Here is a 16,829-nt window from a genome sequence, read left to right as displayed (position 1 = left end):
CGATGGGGCACGGCTCAGCCCGTCGGACCACGCACTGGCCCATGCAACTGGCGTCGATCGGTGCCATGCGTTTCGCCCGGCGGACCTCCAACTTCGAAGAGACCGTGCGGTTCTACCGGGAGCTGGTGGGGCTGCCGCTGTTCGAGACGTTCGAGGCCAGCTACGGCAGCAACGGCGCCATCTTCGGCCTGCCCAGCTGGAACCTGACGCTGGAGATCGTGGAGTCGGTCGATCCCGTCGCCGTCGACCCGCACGAGCAGCTGTGCCTGTACTTCCCGGACGCGCGGGCGCAGCGGGCGGCGACCGCACACCTACGGGCGGCGGGGTTGGAACCGGTGCCGCAGCACCCGTATTGGGAAGCGACGGGCGCGGTCACCTATCGCGACCCGGACGGCCGCGAGATCGTATTCGCGCCCTTCGTGTTCGGCGTCAACGAACCCGAGGTCAGCGGCACGTCGGGCAAGCACGAGTTCCCCTCGGCCTGATGCCTCACCGCCCCGTTCGGCCGTCGGCCAACGCCGCAACCACCGCCGCGACCGAACACCCCACCGCGCAGCCCGCGGCCACGGCACCCAGGTAGAGACCGTAGTCGGCGGCCACCGGCGGGTTGACGTTGAGTTTATAGTACCACCACGTGAGCCCCCCGATCAGCAGCGAAACCACCAGCGCGGCAACCGAAGCGAGCCGCACCGACAGGCCTCGGCCCACCATCGCCCCGGTCACCAGCAACATCGAGGACAGCAACACGATGAGCTGCCCCGCACCGAATCCCTTCGGTAGCTCCAGGTTGCCGTGCGTGCCCCCGATGGCGTTGGCCCAACCCCCGCCGTTGACGGCCGTCGTCAGCCACGGCAGCCAGGCGCTGGCCGAGATGAGCAGGGCGAAAAACGCCACCAGCCACCCAGGGTGCAGCCGCCGCATCATGGTTGCGAGAGTAGCCGACTTCGACCCTCGCCCGTGCGTCCTTCGCGCTAGTCCTGCAGGGAGGACAGGTTGAAGGCGGCACCGGTCGGGTCGGTCGCCGCGGCCAACCGACCGTAGGGGGTGTCCTCGGCCGGGCGCACCACGGCGCCACCGTTGGCGGCGATCACCCGTAGCGTCTCGTCGACATCTTCGGCCCCGAAGAAGGTGGTCCAACTCGACGGCACACCATCGGGCAGCAGGCCGGCGCCGTCCATCACGCCGAGCAATGGTTGCTCGTCGAACCACGCCGTGGTGTAACGGAATTCGTCGGTGTCGGATACCGGCTCGGTTCGCCACCCGAACACCTCGCGGTAGAAGTCGACCGCGCGGCGGTGGTCGCGGGTGGTCAACTGGTGCCACACCGGGGCGCCGGGCTCGCCGATTACCTCGAACCCCCGGTGCTCCAAGGGTTGCCACAAACCGAAGGACGCGCCCGACGGGTCGGTCCCAAAGGCCATGTGCCCCTTGGCAGGAACTTCCATCGTCAGGTACACCGAGCCGCCGGCCGCGGTCACCGCGGACAGGGCCGCGTCGATGTCGGCGGTGTGGAAGTACGTGGCCCAACGATCGGGCGACTCCTGCTCGGGGCGGCTGGCCATCATGCCGGCGACGGGGTGTCCGTCCTTGGCGGCGTTGACGTATCCGCCGTACTCGGGTCCAGAGGATCCGAATGTCCACCCGAATACCGCCGCGTAGAAGTCGCGGGCGCGGTCGAGATCAGAGGTGGTCAGATCGATCCAGCAGGGAGCGCCCAGCGGTGCGCTGTCACGGATGGGCATGGTGGCCCCTCCTCATGTGTCGTAGTGTCGTGGCCCCGGTTCGGGGTTCACACGTATCGACTGGTGCCGCGGAGAAAACTCATCGGCCCTGGGATCAGCGGCGGAGGCCGCCGTCTCCGTTCATGCCCGGATCGGGGGCGGTGAACACCCTGACGAAGTTCTGTAGCGATTCGTTGATGTCGCCGCGCAGCGCGGCGGCGACGATCATGCCAATCGGCCCGAACAGGGCCGGGCCACCGAGGTGCACGTCGAAACTGACCACGGAGGCGTCTGCCTTGGGTTGCACCTTGGCGATCAGCTTGACCTTGACGCCGCCGACGCCGTCACCGTTGAGCGTCATGCCTTCCGGGGGCTTGTAGCGCACGACCGTCCACTTGATCCGGTTGTACATGCCCTTGACTTCGACGATCGACTCGACGACCGTGCCCTTGTCGATGTCGTCGGGCAGCGTGCTGCGCCAGACCCGGTGGATGGTCAACCATTCCTTGTACCGGGACAGGTCGGAGGCGTGCTTCCACGCCACCTCCGGGGGCAGCGGTACGTCGATCGATCCGGAGAGCTTTGCCATGCGATTAGTTCTGCTGCGCGTCCGGGTCGTCAGCCGCGCCCGGCGCCGCGGTTTGCGTGGCCTCCTTGGCCTTTTCCTGCACCTTGTGGATGGTGTCGGAGTACTTGCCCTGCGTCTTGCCGTCGACGAATTCGCCGGCCTTGTCGATCGCCGTTCCGACCTTGTCGGCGTTTTGCGCCAACAGGCCCTTCGCTTTGTCCAGGAATCCCATGTTGCTGTCCTTCCCCGAGGATTCCCCGAAATCCTACTTGGCGCCCGGCGCGGCCTCGCGCCACAGTCGCGGCCGAACGCCCAGCATCCTGGCCCGGATCCACCACGTCGCCTCGATCGCGGCGGCGCCCACCACGCCGATGCCCAGCGCGCCCGCGGTGACCACCAGATTCGACGGGTCGAGCAGGAACTTCTGCTGCGCCAACGGGATGCTGAAGATCACCACGTACGCCAGGCCGGAGGCGGCGACCAGGGCCACCCGCCACCACTGGTAGGGGCGCGCCGCCACCGCGAGCACCCATACCGCGGTGACCAACAACGTGATCAGCGCCGCGGTCGACGCCTGGTCCTGTTCGGTGAACGTGGCGTGGCGGCCGTGGTAGGCGATCAGGTAGGAGACAAACGTCGCGGCGCCGACCACCAGCCCGGACGGCAGCGCCGACGTCAACACCCGGCGCACGAATCCCGGATAGGCGCGCTCGTTGTTGGGGGCCAGCGACAGAATGAACGACGGGATCCCGATGGTGAACCACGCCGCGATGGTGACGTGGATCGGCTGGAACGGATACAGCAGGGGGTCAACCCCCATCGGCTTCGAGAACAGGCACTCCATGCCCACGAACAGCGCCAGCAGCACCGAGTACACGGTCTTGGTCAGGAACAGGGTGGCGACGCGTTCGATGTTGCCGATCACCCTCCTTCCTTCGCCGACGACGTATGGCAGCGTGGCAAACCTGTTGTCCAGCAATACGATCTGCGCCACCGCGCGTGATGCCGGGCTGCCGGCGCCCATCGCGACGCCGATGTCGGCGTCCTTGAGCGCCAGCACGTCGTTCACGCCGTCGCCGGTCATCGCCACGCTGTGACCGCGCGATTGCAGGGCCCGCACGATGGCCCGCTTCTGGTCCGGCCGCACCCGGCCGAAGGTCGTGGCGCGTTCCAGCGCGTCGGCGAGTTCCGCCGGGTCCGCCGGTAGTCGTCGTGCGTCCATGGCGTCGCCGTGCAGGCCCAGCTTTCCGGCGACGGCGCCGACCGACACCGCGTTGTCGCCGGAGATCACCTTCACCGAAACATCCTGGGCCGCAAAGTAGTCCAGCGTCGCGCGGGCGTCGGGCCGCACCTTCTGCTCCAGCAATACCAGCGCAACCGGGGTCACCCGCCCCGGTGCGTCGGGGTGGTCGACCGCGGTCTCGGCGCGGCCCAACAGCAGCACCCGCAAGCCCTGGCCCCCGATGCGCTCCGCCCGCTCGGCGGCCTCCGACGCCGGGTCCAGCAGCACGTCGGGCGCGCCGATCACCCAGTCGCCGTGATCGCGAAACGACACGCCGCTCCACTTGGTGGCGGATTTGAAAGGTGCGGTGGCGGTGGGGATCCAGCCGGGCGGCCGGTCGAAGGTCTCGGCGATCGCCCGCATGCTCGCATTGGGCCGTGCGTCGGCCGCGGCCAGTGCCGCCAGCGCGTCGGCGACGGCCTCGCGCTGCGCGGTCATTTCTTCGATGCCGGACACCCGCATCCCGCTTTCGGTCAGGGTGCCGGTCTTGTCGGCGCACACCACGTCCACCCGCGCCAATCCCTCGATGGCGGGCAGTTCCTGCACCAGGCATTGCCGTTGGCCGAGCCGGACGACCCCGACCGCGAACGCCACCGAGGTCAGCAGGACCAGGCCTTCGGGCACCATGGGCACCAGCGCGCCGACCGTGCGCAGCACCGACTCCCGCCACCCCGCGTGCGTGGTGAAGAACTGCGAGTAGATCGTCAGCAGGCCCGCCGGCACCAACAGGTAGCTGACGAACTGCAAAATCCGGTTGATCCCGTTGCGCAGTTCCGATTTCACCAGCGTGAACTTGCTCGCCTCCTCGGCGAGCTTGGCGGCGTAGGCCTCGGGGCCTACCTTGGTGGCGCGGTACGCGCCGGTGCCGGTGACCACGAAGCTGCCCGACATCACCGCGTCGCCGGGGGCCTTGGTGATCGGGTCGGCCTCGCCGGTCAGCAGCGACTCGTCGACCTCGAGGTTGTCCTCCTCGACGACCTCGCCGTCGACGACGACCTGGTCGCCGGGCCCGAGCTCGATGATGTCGTCGAGCACGACCTCGCCCGGTGCCAGCGTCCGGGTCCCGGATCGCCTGCGCACCAACGGCTTCGCCTGCCCGATGATCGCCAGCCTGTCCAGCGTCTGCTTGGCCCTGATCTCCTGAACCATGCCGATGACGCTGTTGGCGATGATCAGCAGGCCGAACAGGCCGTTGATCGCCGAGCCGGTCGCCAGCACGATCAGTAACAAGACGCCCAGGATCGCGTTGATCCGGGTGAAGACGTTGGCGCGAACGATCGCCGTGATGCTGCGGGTGGCCCGTGGCGGAACGGCGTTGCTCTGGCCCGCGGCGACCCGCTGGGCCACCTCGGCATCGCTCAGGCCCGCGGTCATCGGGTGAAGGTCCCCAGCTTGTCCGAGTCGAAGTACTCGAGGTTGAGCGCATGCGCCGGCGAACCGGAGAATACGGCCTTGGAAATGGTTCCGGGCGGAGCGTTTTCGTCCGTGAGCGTGAAGGTGAAGGTGTCGCCGTCCCAGTGCGTCAACCCGAACGTCTGGTTCTTCGGCCCCAGCGACAGCTGCAGCGCGCCGTCGCGTTCCGTCACGACGGCCGGGCCCCAGTAGTCGCTGGCGTAGACGCCGGCGTAGTCGCCCAGCGGCCGGGCCGGCGCGGGGTTCGCGGGGGGTGCCTTGCCGACCAGCGATCCCAGCGGGTTGTTCATCCAGCCGATCGCCTGCTGGTACAGGTCGGCCCAGTTTTCGCGAATCTCGCCGTACTGCACCAGATCCATGAATTCCGCGGCCAGCGTCTCCGGCACGCCGATGGGCGCGGCGTTGGTAAGCGCGATGATGCCGACGTTTTCGGAGGGCATCACCACGAAGTTCGTCGCGGCCCCCAGGGAAAAGGCGCCCGAATGGCTGTACTGGGTGCGCCCCGATGAGGTCACCGACACGTTGAAGCCGTGGCCGTAGAAGCCGGATCGCGCCTTGGGCGTCGTGGCGGGGACCGAAACCACCTGGGCGGTGGTGGCGGGCAGCAGCGCTTCCGGCGACGCGACCCGTTGACCGTTGTAGGTTCCGTTGCCCAACAGCATGTTCAGCCAGCGCGTCATGTCGTTGACCGACGAACTCACCCCGCCCGCCGGTGACTGGGGGTCGGGATTGCGCTGGAAGCGCGGCTCCCATTTGTCGCCGACCTTGACGTGGTTGACGGCGTGGTCGGCACTGGCGATGAAGTCGGCGAAGCGCGAGCTCGTGGCGGCCATCCCCAGCGGCCGGTAAAGCGCCTCGTCGGACAGTTGGTCCCAGGGCTTGCCCGCCGCGGCCGCCACCGCCTCGGCAGCGGCGGTCACCCCGAAGTTCGTGTAGGCGTAGCTGTCGCGAAACGCGTTGAGCGGCAGGTACTTCAGTCGTTCGAGCACCTGCCGGCGGTCGTAGCCCAGGTCCTCCAGCTTGTCACCGGCGTGGTCGGGCAGCCCCGAACGATGCGAATACAGGTCCGCGACGGTCAGGTGGCCGGTCACGTATGGGTCACCCAGCGCGAACCACGGCAGCTTGGATACCACGGGCGCGTCCCAGCCGACGTGCTGGTCGGCGACCTCGTGCGCGACCACCGTCGCGCCGACGGATTTGGACACCGACGCCAACTGGAAGACGGTGTCGGCGCCGACCTTGTTGTCCGGTGTGTCACCCTTGGTCGCATCCTTGACGCCGAAACCTTTGGCGTACACCGCCTTTCCGCCATGGACGACGGCCACTGCCATCCCGGGAATGCCGGTACGTTTCATCAGGTCGCCGATGAGGCCGTCGAGCTTTCCCACGGCGTCGTCGACGCGTTCGGGCGGAATGGTCAGGCCCGAGACCTCGTTGGGCGGTGCACCGGGCGCCGGTTCGGATACGGGTTGCGCAGCCCTACATCCCGTCAACGCCAGCAAGGCCGCCATCATCGCCGCCACCGCGCGTTTCGTCATGGCGGAACTGTAGCTTGGCGGCCCACCGGACCACGGGAATCAGAGCCGCCACCACGGGTTGAACCTCCGGGGGGCGGCGGGATCGATACGTTGTCCGGGCGCCGGCACCGCCACCTCCACCCGGGACGGGGCCGCCGCGGCCAGCAGGCGCTCGACGGGCTCGGCCCACGGGTGGGGGGCCAGCCGGAAGGTCCCCCAGTGGATGGGTACCAGCAGCCCCGATCCCGAGTCGGTGACGTCAAGATGGGCGCGCACCGCCTCCTCCGGGTTCATGTGGATGTCCGGCCACGCCGTGTTGTAGGCCCCGATGGGCAGCAGGGTCAGGTCGAAGGGGCCGTGATCGGCCCCGATGTGGCTGAAGCTCTTGGTGTAGCCGGTGTCGCCGCCGAAATACGCGCGGTGGCTGGGACCGCGGAAGACCCAGGACGCCCACAGCGTGTTGTTGCGGTCGAAGAAGCGACCCGAAAAGTGCCGTGCCGGCATGCAAGTCACGGTCAGCTCGTCCAGCTTGGCCGCCTGATGCCAGTCGAGCTCGACGATGCGACTCTCGGGAATTCCCCACGCGCGCAGGTGGGCGCCGACGCCGAGCGGCACGTAGAACGGGGCCCGCTGGGTGTGAGCGAGCGCCATGACGGTGTCGATATCGAGGTGGTCGTAGTGGTCGTGGCTGATGACCACCGCGTCGACGGCGGGCAGCCCCTCCAATTGCACCGGCGGCGGGTGCAGGCGCCGCGGTCCGACGACGTCCGACGGCGAGCATCGGTCGCTCCATACCGGATCGGTGAGCACCCGATAGCCGTCGATCTCCAGCAGCGCCGTCGAGTGACCGAACCAGCTCACGGCGAGCCCGGCGGGCTCGCCGTCGAAGATCTCCGGCGCCGCCAGCGGGATCGGCGCTTTCGGCCGGCTGCCGCCACGCCCGCCCACCAACTCGAACAGGATGATCTGCAGTTGCTCGCGAGTCATCTTGTAGATCGAGGCCGGGTCCAGGTTGGCGAACGCGCCGTAGGAGTAGTGGGGCGACGCTTCCGTCACGGCCCGGATCGAAGCGGAGGTCGCACCGAGGGCGGCCGGCGTGCCGTGCAGCGCGCGCACCAACCACCCCCCGGCGGCCAGCGATGCCGTGCCGGTGGCCAGTCGCAGCGCCCCCCGCGGCATGACCCTCAGGCCCCCTGGAACTTCGGGGGCCGCTTTTCCACGCGCGCGATCTGCGCCTCGATGACGTCCTGGCTGGCCCAGGCTTTGTCGAAGAGCTCCTTGTGCTCGGGCCAGGCCTCCTCGATGGAGCCGTCGTCGTTGAGCACCCGCTTGGCGTGCTGTATCGCCAGCGGGGCCAGGGCGGCGATCTCGGCGGCCCAGGCCTGGGCGTCGGCCAGCGTGCCGATCCGGTTAGCCATTCCGGTTTGCAGCGCCGTCTCCGCCGTCAGCTTCTCCGCGGCCAGCAGCATGGCTCGGGCGCGTCCGTGGCCGACCAGTGATGAGAGCCGGCGAATACTCCAGTTATCAAGGGCCAGACCGTACTTCGATGTCGGAAACTGGAAGAACGCTTCCGGTGCGACGACCCGCAGATCGCACTGCATGGCCAGTTGCAGGCCGGCGCCGATGGCGGGGCCGTTGATAAAGCCGACCACCGGGACCGGCGCGGCATCCATCACCTTGTGCAGTTCGATGAGCCGGTCCGGATAGTCGGCGGCGAAAGCGTCTCCGGACAGGTCCGCACCGGCGCAGAACACGGTGCCCTGGCCGGTCAGCACGATGGCTCGGACGTTCTCTGCGGAGGCTTTCTGCACGGCCTCGCGTAGCTCGTCAACAAGCTCGGAATTGAGGGCGTTGCGTCGTTCGGGGCGCTGCAGCTCAATCGTCATAACGGCTTCGGCCCGGGTGATACCGATCATGAGGGCCAGCCTATATAGCCTTTAATAACCTCTAATGGTGAGCCGTATCACGACGGATCAGCTGCGGGACGCGGTGCTGGACGAGGGCTCCTTCGTCAGCTGGGACGGCGCCCCGCCCGCGGTGCCGGTGAGCGAGTCCTACGCCCGCGAACTGGCCGACGCCCGGGCTGCCACCGGCCGGGACGAATCGGTGCTGACCGGTGAGGGGTTCATCTTCGGGCGCCGGGTGGCGGTGGTGGTGTGCGAGTTCGACTTCCTGGGCGGCTCGATCGGGGTCGCCGCGGCCGAACGGATCACCGCCGCCGTGGAACGCGCGACCGCCGAGCGGCTGCCGCTACTGGCCTCCCCCTGCTCGGGCGGCACCCGCATGCAGGAGGGCACGGTCGCCTTCCTGCAGATGGTGAAGATCGCCGCGGCCGTCAGGCTGCACAAACGGGCCCACCTGCCCTACCTGGTCTACCTGCGTCACCCGACCACCGGCGGGGTGTTCGCCTCGTGGGGTTCGCTGGGCCACATCACCCTCGCCCAGCCGGGCGCGCTGATCGGTTTTCTCGGGCCCCGCGTATACGAGCTGCTCTACGGCGAACGCTTCCCGGAGGGCATCCAAACCGCGGAGAACCTGCAGCGACACGCGGTCATCGACGCAGTCGTCGCGCTCGACGCGCTGCGCAAGACGCTGGATCGCGCGCTGCGGGTTATCGCCGACCCACCCGACCCGCTGCCGCACTCGCCGCCACCCGAACCGGCACCCGACGTGCCGGCATGGGACTCGGTCGTGGCATCACGGCGCCCGGACCGCCCTGGCGTGGGCCATCTGCTGCGGCACGGCGCCACCGACTGCGTGCTGTTGTCCGGCGCGGGCGGCGGTGACTCGGCGACCACACTGCTGGCGCTGGCCCGCTTGACCGGTCAACCCGCCGTGGTTCTCGGCCAGCAGCGAGTCGCGGGAGGGCTCGTGGGGCCCGCGGCGCTGCGCGAGGCCCGGCGCGGCATGGCGCTGGCCGCCGAGCTGCGCCTGCCCCTGGTGCTGCTCATCGACGCCGCCGGACCTGCGCTGTCGGCCGAGGCCGAACAGGGCGGGCTGGCCGGCCAGATCGCGCAGTGCCTGGCCGAACTCGTCACGCTGGAGACCCCGACGGTGTCGGTTCTGCTGGGCCAGGGCAGCGGCGGGCCGGCGCTCGCGATGGTTCCCGCCGACCGGGTGCTGGCCGCGCTGCACGGCTGGCTGGCGCCGCTCCCGCCGGAGGGCGCCAGCGCCATCGTCTTCCGCGACACCGCCCACGCCGCCGAACTCGCCGGTACCCAAGGCATTCGGTCGGCCGACCTGCTGGCATCGGGGATCGTCGACGCCGTCGTGCCCGAGCATCCCGACGCCGCCGACGAGCCGGTCGAGTTCTCCCGTCGCCTGGCGGGCGCCATCGCCGCCGAGTTGCACGCGCTGCGCGAGGTGCCTGCCGCCGGCCGTCTCACCGCGCGCTTGCGGCGCTACCGCCACGTCGGATTGCCCGGCGACACCTGAACACGGCGTTAGCCCGACGGCGTCACCAGCTGCCAGTCATCGCCCACGCCATGAATGTCAGCCTTCTCGCCCTCTGCATCGATCTGGACGGTCGCATCGCCCAGCCGCAGATTGGTCAGCACCACCCTGCCCCACTCCGCGGGCAACTGCGGCGACACCGACAGTGTGCGATTCGGTACGTGCGGGTCGAGGGCCAAGAATGACCGCAGCAGCAGCAGGGGTGCGGCGCTGGCCCATGCCTGCGGTGAGCACGAAGTGGGGTAGGGCACCGGCGACGCGAACCGTGAACGGGGGAACCCGCAGAACAGCTCGGGGAGGCGCCCACCGAATGCCGTTGCCGCATCAAGCAGGCCGGCCGTCAACCGTTCGGCCAGTGCCACTGCGCCGGGCACATGACGATAGCGCAGCAAGCCGGCCACCGCGATCGCGGTGTCATGCGGCCACACCGAGCCGTTGTGGTAGCTCATGGGGTTATAGGCACCCATGGTGGTGGCCAGTGTGCGCAATCCGAATCCGGAGTCCATCTCGGCGCCGGACAGCCGCTCCACCAGGGCCGCGGCATGCTCGTCAGTCGCGATGCCGGTCCATAGGCAGTGGCCGACATTGCTGGTCAACGCGTCCACCGGTCGCTTGTGTCCGTCCAGCGCCACCGCGTAGCAACGTTTTTCCGGCAGCCAGAACGCCTCGGCGAACCGGGTTTGCAACCGGCGCGCACGCTCGCGCAGCCGCGCCGCGTGGGCGGCATCGCCCAGCGCGTCGGCGAGTTCGGCCCGTGACAACAGCGCCGCATACAAATAGCCCTGCACTTCGCACAGCGCGATCGGCGGTTCGGCGACGTGACCGGCGGCGTCGTTGATGCCGTTGAAGCTGTCCTTCCAGCCCTGGTTGATCAGGCCCCGGTCGGTGGCGCGCTGGTATTCGATGAAGATGTCGCCGTCGCGGTCGCCGTACTGCTCAGCCCAGGTCAGCGCGGCGTCGGCCGCGGACAGCAACGATCGAACAACCGCTTCGTCGGCGCCCCACCGCCAGGATTCGGCAAGCAGCATCACGAACAGCGGGGTGGCGTCGGCCGTGCCGTAGTAGACGCTGCCGCCCAACACGTCGGCGCTGGCCGGCCCCCGCCTTATTTCATGCATGATGCGGCCAGGCTCTTCTTCGGTGAACGCGTCGACGCGTCGCCCCTGCGAAGCCGCAAGCCGCTGCAGGGTGCCGACGGAGAGCCCCACGTCCAGCGGAAGCGCCATCCAGGCGGTGAGCAAGCTGTCCCGGCCGAACAGGGTCATGAACCAGGGCGCACCGGCCGCGACGTACGGCCGGCTACGACCGTCCTCGTCCTGGATGAGCAGGGCTCCCAGGTCGCTTTCGGTCTGGCGCAGTACCCGGGCCAAAACGGCGTGGTCGGTCTCGACCGTGGTCGAGGTGTAGCGCCACGTCTCGATCTTGCGGGCCGGCGCGCTGGACTGCACATTCTCGCCACGCGGGAAGCGGCTTCGGATCTTGCGGTTGGCCCAGGTCGGCTGGACCATGACCTCGGTTTGCCACTGCCCTCCGGCCGGCACCACCACCCGCCAACCCAGCGACCCGGGCAGCACCACCGGATCACCGGTTGCCGCCACCGTCAGGCCGCGCACGTTGTCGGCCCGCCCGCGCAGCACCAGCTCCCCCCCAACCACCGTCTTCTCCGCGCCCGCCGCCGGCGCGCGTCCCTCCTTGACCGCGAACAGGTCGGCGAAGTCGGCGTCGACGTGCAGTTCGAGAAACACCACGGTGCTCTCTTTGTCCAGGTTGTGCAGCTGAATCGTTTCCCGTAGGCCGTCGCCGACCAGACGCTCCCGGACCACCAGCAGCGTGCTGTCCGCGCGGCCCGGGGCCGGGGCCCTGCGCAGGATGAACTGGGCCGCGAACCCCTCGGTCGACTCGACGGTCAAGGACTCGGCGACATGGCCGTCCACCCTCAGTTCCCACCGAGACAGCACCCGCGCATCGCGGAAGAACAATCCGTGGGAGGTACCGACGGACACGTCTCCGTGCCGGTCGGACAAACAGAACGTCCCACCCTCGATAAGGGTCACCGTCTCGCTGCCCAGGCCGATCGAGACGGGAGCGCCGCTGTTGAGTGCCGTTGGCACGGTCACGCGGTGGCCTTCCTGAAGTCGTGGACGGCGTTGCCGCGCCGACGGGATTCGACGAGGCTTGCAGACCTCATGCGACGAGCGCCGGACGCCTGATGCAGGACGTCGCGGTAGATCTGCTCGTACGCCGCGCCGAACTGAGCGACACCGAAATTGGCGGCGACGTGCCGTCGGCAGGCCTGCGGATCAAGGGATTGGGCCCGGTCGATCGCGGCGGGCAGTTCCTCGGGGCGGTCACAGACCACGCCCGTCACGCCGTCGAGCACCACTTCAGGTACGGCACCACCGCGCAACGCGACGACGGGCGTACCGCAGACCATCGCCTCGATCATGACGATGCCGAACGGCTCTTCCCACAGGATCGGGAACAGCAGGCAACGCGCCCGCGCCAACAGCTTCCGCTTGCTGACCGCATCGGCCTCACCGAACACGTGGTCGTTGTCGGTCAGCAACGGCCGGACGCAGTCCTCGAAGTACTCCCTCTCGTCGGGCTCGCTGCATTTACCCGCGAGCACCAGCGGAAGGCCGGCTTCGTGGGCCGCCTCTAGCGCCAGGTGGGCGCCCTTGTACGGGGCGAACCGTCCCAGAAACAGCCCGTAGTCGTCCTTTTCGGCTTGGAACGGCCACTCCTCGACCCGCAGGGCGTTGTGCACCCGGCCGATCCAATTGAAGTCGGGGGCCAGTTCCCGCTGACGGTCGCTGATGGCCACCAGGCCCACGTCGGTGCTGAGTTCCCGGTAGTAGGGGTAGAGGTCGTCGTCGATGGGGCCGTGCACGGTGACTACCGTGGGCACTCCCAGCGCATGGTAGGCCGGCGCATTCATCGGGCCGGCGAAGGTGTGGTCGTGCACGATATCGACGCCGTCGATTGCGGCGATCCGGGCGATTGCGCTGCGTACCTTCAACGCGTGCATGACTTCCGGGTAGGGCTGTCCCAGCCGGTCGGGCATGATGCGCTCCCACAGCGGGACGAACTGGGCGGCCGTGCCGTCTGCGCCGGCACCGAGCAGTGTGACCCGGTGTCCCCGGGCGACGAGCGTGTCGGCGAGGTCGGCGACGACGGCCTCCACTCCGCCGTATCCGGTCGGCGGGATATCGAAATAGGGCGGTGCGACGAGCACGATCCGGATGGGACGACCGGAATCGGAGATGTCGATCGGCAGGGCGAAATCGGCGCCGCGCATTGACGTTTCCCTCCTTCAACTACTCATCACACGCGTTAGCAATCTCAGCCTACGAGTGCTAATTATGCTCATGCGGCGGCCGTTCGCCAAGTGAGGCGGGTCCCCCCGACGCTGCCGCCGAAGACTTGCACCGAGCCGTCGGTGCTCCGTGAAAATCAGGGCATGCCGAACCGGGATGCGCCGACGCCTCAGGCACGTGCTCGCGATCGGGCCGCACTGCAGGCGGTGAATTTCTTCATGGCCGACATGGAGGCCGGCATGGGCCCCTTTCTGGGTGTCTTGCTGTCCGCCCGCGGCTGGACCACCGGCGCCATCGGCGCGGTGATCACGCTGGGCGCGATCGTCGGCATGCTCGCGGTGGCACCGGCGGGGGCGCTGGTCGATGCCACAACACGCAAGCGAGCCTGTGTCATCGTGGTAGGCCTGGCCGCCGTCGCGGCTTCGGCGGTGATCCTGACGTCTCGGCATTTCTGGGTTATCGCCGCCGCGCAGGCCGTCATGTGCATTTCCGGGGCGATGATCGCCCCCGCCGTGATCGGCATCACGCTAGGCCTGGTGGGCCAGGCCGGCTTCACGAGCCAAAACGGCCGGAACCAGGCATACAACCACGCCGGCAACATGGTCGGCGCCGCCGCCTCCGGCCTGCTTGGCCGGCTGTTCGGATACGCCGGCGTGTTCTGGCTGGCCGCCGGGTTCGCGGTGGTGACCATCATGTCAGTGCTGGCCATCCCGGCCGGTCGCATCGACCACCATGTCGCGCGCGGCGAGGCCCGGGCCGCGGACCAGGCTCCGGTCAAAAAGATGCGCGTGCTGCTCGAGTCTCGGCCGCTGCTGGCGCTGGCCGCTGCCCTGGTGCTGTTTTACCTGGGAAACGCGGCGATGCTGCCGCTCTACGGGCTGGCGGTGGTGGCCACCCACGCCGATCCGTTTATCACGGTGGCCAGCACCGTGGTCGTCGCGCAGGCGGTGATGATCGTCACCTCGCTGGCCGCGATGCGGCTGGCCCAGGCACGCGGCTATTGGCTGGTGATCCTGATCGCGTTCACCGCCCTCCCGGTACGCGCAGTGCTAGCCGCCTGCATCGTCACCACCTGGGGCGTGATCCCGGTGCAGGTGCTCGACGGGATCGGCACGGGCATGCTGTCGGTGGCGGTCCCGGGCCTGGTGGCCCGCATCCTCGACGGCACCGGCCACGTCAACGTCGGCCAGGGCGCCATCATGGCCGCACAAGGGCTCGGCGGGGCACTCAGTCCCGTGCTGGGCGGCGTTGTCGCCCAGCACTTCGGATTCCCCGCTGCGTTCGCGGCGCTGGGCGCGCTGTCGCTGGGATCGCTGATCATCTGGCTCGGGTTCAGGTCCGTGCTGCGCCGCGTCGACGACACCGCGGCCCCGGTTCCCGCCCCCGTCGGCGCGGCCTGAGCAGCCGGGATCCGGAGCACTCGACAATCCCGCGGCGAGCCGCCGTCGGCCTCCCGCAGCCAACGTCGACAATCCGGCAAAATGGGCGGCATGGACACTGGTCCCACCTCGCCCCGGGTTTTGGTCGTCGACGACGACTCCGACGTGCTCGCGTCGCTGGAACGTGGATTGCGCCTCTCCGGATTCGAGGTGTCGACGGCGGTCGACGGGGCCGAGGCCTTGCGCAGCGCCACCGAGACGCGCCCGGACGCCATCGTGCTCGACATCAACATGCCCGTTCTCGATGGCGTCAGCGTCGTCACGGCGCTGCGGGCCATGGACAACGACGTGCCGGTCTGTGTGCTGTCGGCGCGCAGCTCGGTCGACGACCGGGTGGCCGGGCTGGAGGCCGGCGCCGACGATTACCTGGTCAAGCCGTTCGTGCTGGCCGAGCTGGTCGCCAGGGTGAAGGCGCTGCTGCGCCGCCGCGGCTCGACGGCGACGTCTTCCTCGGAGACCATCACGGTGGGTCCGTTGGAGGTCGACATCCCCGGCCGGCGCGCCCGGGTCAACGGCGTCGACGTCGACCTGACCAAGAGGGAGTTCGACCTGCTGGCGGTGCTGGCCGAGCACAAGACCGCGGTGCTGTCCCGCGCGCAGCTGCTGGAACTGGTGTGGGGCTATGACTTCGCCGCCGACACCAACGTCGTCGACGTGTTCATCGGGTATCTGCGCCGCAAGCTGGAGGCCAACGGCGGCCCAAGGCTGCTGCACACCGTGCGCGGCGTAGGGTTTGTGCTGCGCATGCAGTGACCAGATCGCCATGAATCTTCTGTCGCGGATCTTTGCCCGCACGCCTTCGCTGCGAACCCGGGTGGTGGTCGCGACGGCCATTGGCGCCGCGATCCCGGTGCTCATTGTGGGCACCGTCGTCTGGGTAGGCATCACCAATGACCGCAAGGAACGGCTGGACCGCCGCCTGGACGAGGCCGCGGGTTTCGCGATCCCATTTCTGCCGCGCGGCCTGGACGAGATCCCGCGTTCGCCCAACAACCGCGACGCCATCATGACCGTCCGCCGCGGCGACCAGGTCAAGTCCAATTCCGACGTCACGCTGCCCAAGCTGGACGTCGACTACGCCGACACCTACGTCAAAGGCGTGCGCTATCGGGTGCGCACCGTGGAGATTCCCGGACCCGAGACGACCTCGCTCGCCGTGGGCGCGACGTATGACGCCACCATCGCCGAGACCAACAACCTGCATCGCAGGGTGCTGCTGATCTGCGGCTTCGCCATCGGCGCGGCAGCCGTATTCGCCTGGCTGCTGGCCGCATTCGCGGTGCGCCCGTTCAAACAGCTCGCCCAGCAGACGCGATCGATCGACGCCGGGGACGAGGCACCGCGGGTCGAAGTGCACGGCGCCACCGAGGCAGTCGAAATCGCCGAGGCGATGCGCGGCATGCTGCAGCGCATCTGGAACGAGCAGAACCGCACCAAGGACGCCCTCGCCTCGGCCCGCGACTTCTCGGCGGTGACGGCCCACGAGCTGCGCAGTCCGCTGACCGCGATGCGGACCAACCTCGAGGTGCTGTCCACGCTGGACATGTCCGACGACCAGCGCAAGGAAGTGCTCAACGACGTGATACGCACCCAGTCGCGGATCGAGGCCACCCTGAGCGCCCTGGAGCGGTTGGCCCAGGGCGAATTGTCCACGTCCGACGACCACGTGCCGGTCGACATCACCGAACTGCTCGACCGCGCCGCCCACGACGCCATGCGCGTCTATCCCGACCTCGACGTCTCGTTGACCCCGTCGCCGACCTGCATCATCGTCGGGCTGCCGGCCGGGCTGCGCCTTGCCGTCGACAACGCGATCGCCAACGCCGTCAAACACGGCGGCGCCACCAAGGTTCAGCTCTCGGCGGTCAGCTCGCGGGCCGGGGTAGAGATCGCCGTCGACGACAACGGCAGCGGGATTCCGGAGGGCGAGCGCGAGTTGGTGTTCGAGCGGTTCTCCCGCGGGTCGACGGCCTCGCAATCGGGTTCGGGCCTGGGCCTGGCGCTGGTGGCCCAGCAGGCCCAGCTGCACGGCGGAACGGCCTCGCTCGAGGACAGCCCACTGGGCGGAGCGCGGCTGCTGCTGCGCCTCCCGGCGCCTACCTAAAGCTCGCGGCCCCGG

Annotated in this window: 15 protein-coding genes; 5 read left to right on the top strand and 10 right to left on the bottom strand. The window is 68.9% G+C overall.

Annotated features, from left to right (window positions below; translation table 11 throughout):
- The first annotated feature begins 2 nt into the window (after positions 1-2).
- Positions 3-485 carry a VOC family protein gene (locus BST11_RS19630; RefSeq protein WP_083139565.1) on the top strand — a complete coding sequence of 161 codons (483 nt, stop codon included), beginning with the start codon at positions 3-5 and terminating at the stop codon, positions 483-485.
- Between the two features lie 4 nt (positions 486-489).
- On the opposite strand, the gene BST11_RS19625 is transcribed toward BST11_RS19630, so the two are convergent.
- From BST11_RS19625 to BST11_RS19590, 8 genes are all read right to left on the bottom strand, one after another.
- Positions 490-924, bottom strand: coding sequence for a hypothetical protein (locus BST11_RS19625; RefSeq protein ID WP_083139564.1), 435 nt, complete (start codon positions 922-924; stop codon positions 490-492).
- A gap of 47 nt (positions 925-971) precedes the next feature.
- Entirely contained in the window at positions 972-1,742 is a 771-nt protein-coding gene (locus tag BST11_RS19620) for a VOC family protein (RefSeq protein ID WP_083139562.1), read from the bottom strand.
- Positions 1,743-1,836: 94 nt separating this feature from the next.
- Positions 1,837-2,310 (bottom strand): type II toxin-antitoxin system Rv0910 family toxin, encoded by a 474-nt coding sequence (locus BST11_RS19615; RefSeq protein WP_083139561.1) that lies wholly within the window; start codon positions 2,308-2,310, stop codon positions 1,837-1,839.
- Between the two features lie 4 nt (positions 2,311-2,314).
- Complete coding sequence (locus BST11_RS19610; protein WP_083139559.1) at positions 2,315-2,521, bottom strand: antitoxin; 207 nt, start codon at positions 2,519-2,521, stop codon at positions 2,315-2,317.
- A gap of 33 nt (positions 2,522-2,554) precedes the next feature.
- On the bottom strand, positions 2,555-4,945 hold the full coding sequence (locus tag BST11_RS19605; protein WP_083139558.1) for a cation-translocating P-type ATPase: 2,391 nt from the start codon (positions 4,943-4,945) through the stop codon (positions 2,555-2,557).
- On the bottom strand, positions 4,942-6,522 hold the full coding sequence (locus BST11_RS19600; RefSeq protein ID WP_083139556.1) for a serine hydrolase: 1,581 nt from the start codon (positions 6,520-6,522) through the stop codon (positions 4,942-4,944). The genes BST11_RS19605 and BST11_RS19600 overlap by 4 nt, the downstream gene beginning before the upstream one ends.
- A gap of 39 nt (positions 6,523-6,561) precedes the next feature.
- Positions 6,562-7,680 carry an MBL fold metallo-hydrolase gene (locus tag BST11_RS19595; protein ID WP_083139554.1) on the bottom strand — a complete coding sequence of 373 codons (1,119 nt, stop codon included), beginning with the start codon at positions 7,678-7,680 and terminating at the stop codon, positions 6,562-6,564.
- Positions 7,681-7,685: 5 nt separating this feature from the next.
- Complete coding sequence (locus tag BST11_RS19590; RefSeq protein WP_083139553.1) at positions 7,686-8,417, bottom strand: enoyl-CoA hydratase; 732 nt, start codon at positions 8,415-8,417, stop codon at positions 7,686-7,688.
- Between the two features lie 37 nt (positions 8,418-8,454).
- Here BST11_RS19590 and BST11_RS19585 point away from each other — a divergent pair, with 37 nt between their 5' ends.
- Positions 8,455-9,936 carry a carboxyl transferase domain-containing protein gene (locus BST11_RS19585; protein WP_083139579.1) on the top strand — a complete coding sequence of 494 codons (1,482 nt, stop codon included), beginning with the start codon at positions 8,455-8,457 and terminating at the stop codon, positions 9,934-9,936.
- Between the two features lie 8 nt (positions 9,937-9,944).
- Here the strand turns inward: BST11_RS19585 and BST11_RS19580 are convergent, their stop codons facing one another.
- On the bottom strand, positions 9,945-12,071 hold the full coding sequence (locus tag BST11_RS19580; protein ID WP_083139551.1) for an amylo-alpha-1,6-glucosidase: 2,127 nt from the start codon (positions 12,069-12,071) through the stop codon (positions 9,945-9,947).
- Positions 12,068-13,252: a glycosyltransferase family 4 protein gene (locus tag BST11_RS19575; protein WP_083139550.1), complete on the bottom strand. Its 1,185-nt coding sequence runs from the start codon at positions 13,250-13,252 to the stop codon at positions 12,068-12,070. The genes BST11_RS19580 and BST11_RS19575 overlap by 4 nt, the downstream gene beginning before the upstream one ends.
- Before the next feature lie 162 nt (positions 13,253-13,414).
- Between BST11_RS19575 and BST11_RS19570 the strand changes: the two genes are divergently transcribed.
- The 3 genes from BST11_RS19570 (at position 13,415) to BST11_RS19560 (ending at position 16,814) form a co-directional block, all read left to right on the top strand.
- Complete coding sequence (locus BST11_RS19570; protein WP_083139548.1) at positions 13,415-14,671, top strand: MFS transporter; 1,257 nt, start codon at positions 13,415-13,417, stop codon at positions 14,669-14,671.
- Positions 14,672-14,752: 81 nt separating this feature from the next.
- Complete coding sequence (gene prrA / locus BST11_RS19565) at positions 14,753-15,463, top strand: two-component system response regulator PrrA (protein ID WP_142276448.1); 711 nt, start codon at positions 14,753-14,755, stop codon at positions 15,461-15,463.
- 10 nt (positions 15,464-15,473) lie between these two features.
- Positions 15,474-16,814 (top strand): sensor histidine kinase, encoded by a 1,341-nt coding sequence (locus BST11_RS19560; RefSeq protein ID WP_083139547.1) that lies wholly within the window; start codon positions 15,474-15,476, stop codon positions 16,812-16,814.
- Positions 16,815-16,829: the final 15 nt, after the last annotated feature.

This window comes from Mycobacterium alsense (genome assembly GCF_002086635.1).
In the GTDB taxonomy this organism is placed as follows: domain Bacteria; phylum Actinomycetota; class Actinomycetes; order Mycobacteriales; family Mycobacteriaceae; genus Mycobacterium; species Mycobacterium alsense.
The sequence above is the reverse complement of the archived record's forward strand: the minus strand, read 5'-3'. Positions and strand labels throughout refer to the sequence as shown.

Bases quoted from the DNA above. Each gene is read 5' to 3' on its own strand.
- BST11_RS19570 (WP_083139548.1), top strand. From the start codon at position 13,415: ATGCCGAACCGGGATGCGCCGACGCCTCAGGCACGTGCTCGCGATCGG.
- BST11_RS19610 (WP_083139559.1), bottom strand. From the start codon at position 2,521: ATGGGATTCCTGGACAAAGCGAAGGGCCTGTTGGCGCAAAACGCCGAC.
- BST11_RS19575 (WP_083139550.1), bottom strand. From the start codon at position 13,252: ATGCGCGGCGCCGATTTCGCCCTGCCGATCGACATCTCCGATTCCGGT.
- BST11_RS19560 (WP_083139547.1), top strand. From the start codon at position 15,474: ATGAATCTTCTGTCGCGGATCTTTGCCCGCACGCCTTCGCTGCGAACC.
- BST11_RS19620 (WP_083139562.1), bottom strand. From the start codon at position 1,742: ATGCCCATCCGTGACAGCGCACCGCTGGGCGCTCCCTGCTGGATCGAT.
- BST11_RS19590 (WP_083139553.1), bottom strand. From the start codon at position 8,417: ATGATCGGTATCACCCGGGCCGAAGCCGTTATGACGATTGAGCTGCAG.
- BST11_RS19605 (WP_083139558.1), bottom strand. From the start codon at position 4,945: ATGACCGCGGGCCTGAGCGATGCCGAGGTGGCCCAGCGGGTCGCCGCG.
- BST11_RS19625 (WP_083139564.1), bottom strand. From the start codon at position 924: ATGATGCGGCGGCTGCACCCTGGGTGGCTGGTGGCGTTTTTCGCCCTG.
- BST11_RS19615 (WP_083139561.1), bottom strand. From the start codon at position 2,310: ATGGCAAAGCTCTCCGGATCGATCGACGTACCGCTGCCCCCGGAGGTG.
- BST11_RS19600 (WP_083139556.1), bottom strand. From the start codon at position 6,522: ATGACGAAACGCGCGGTGGCGGCGATGATGGCGGCCTTGCTGGCGTTG.
- BST11_RS19630 (WP_083139565.1), top strand. From the start codon at position 3: ATGGGGCACGGCTCAGCCCGTCGGACCACGCACTGGCCCATGCAACTG.
- BST11_RS19595 (WP_083139554.1), bottom strand. From the start codon at position 7,680: ATGCCGCGGGGGGCGCTGCGACTGGCCACCGGCACGGCATCGCTGGCC.
- prrA (WP_142276448.1), top strand. From the start codon at position 14,753: ATGGGCGGCATGGACACTGGTCCCACCTCGCCCCGGGTTTTGGTCGTC.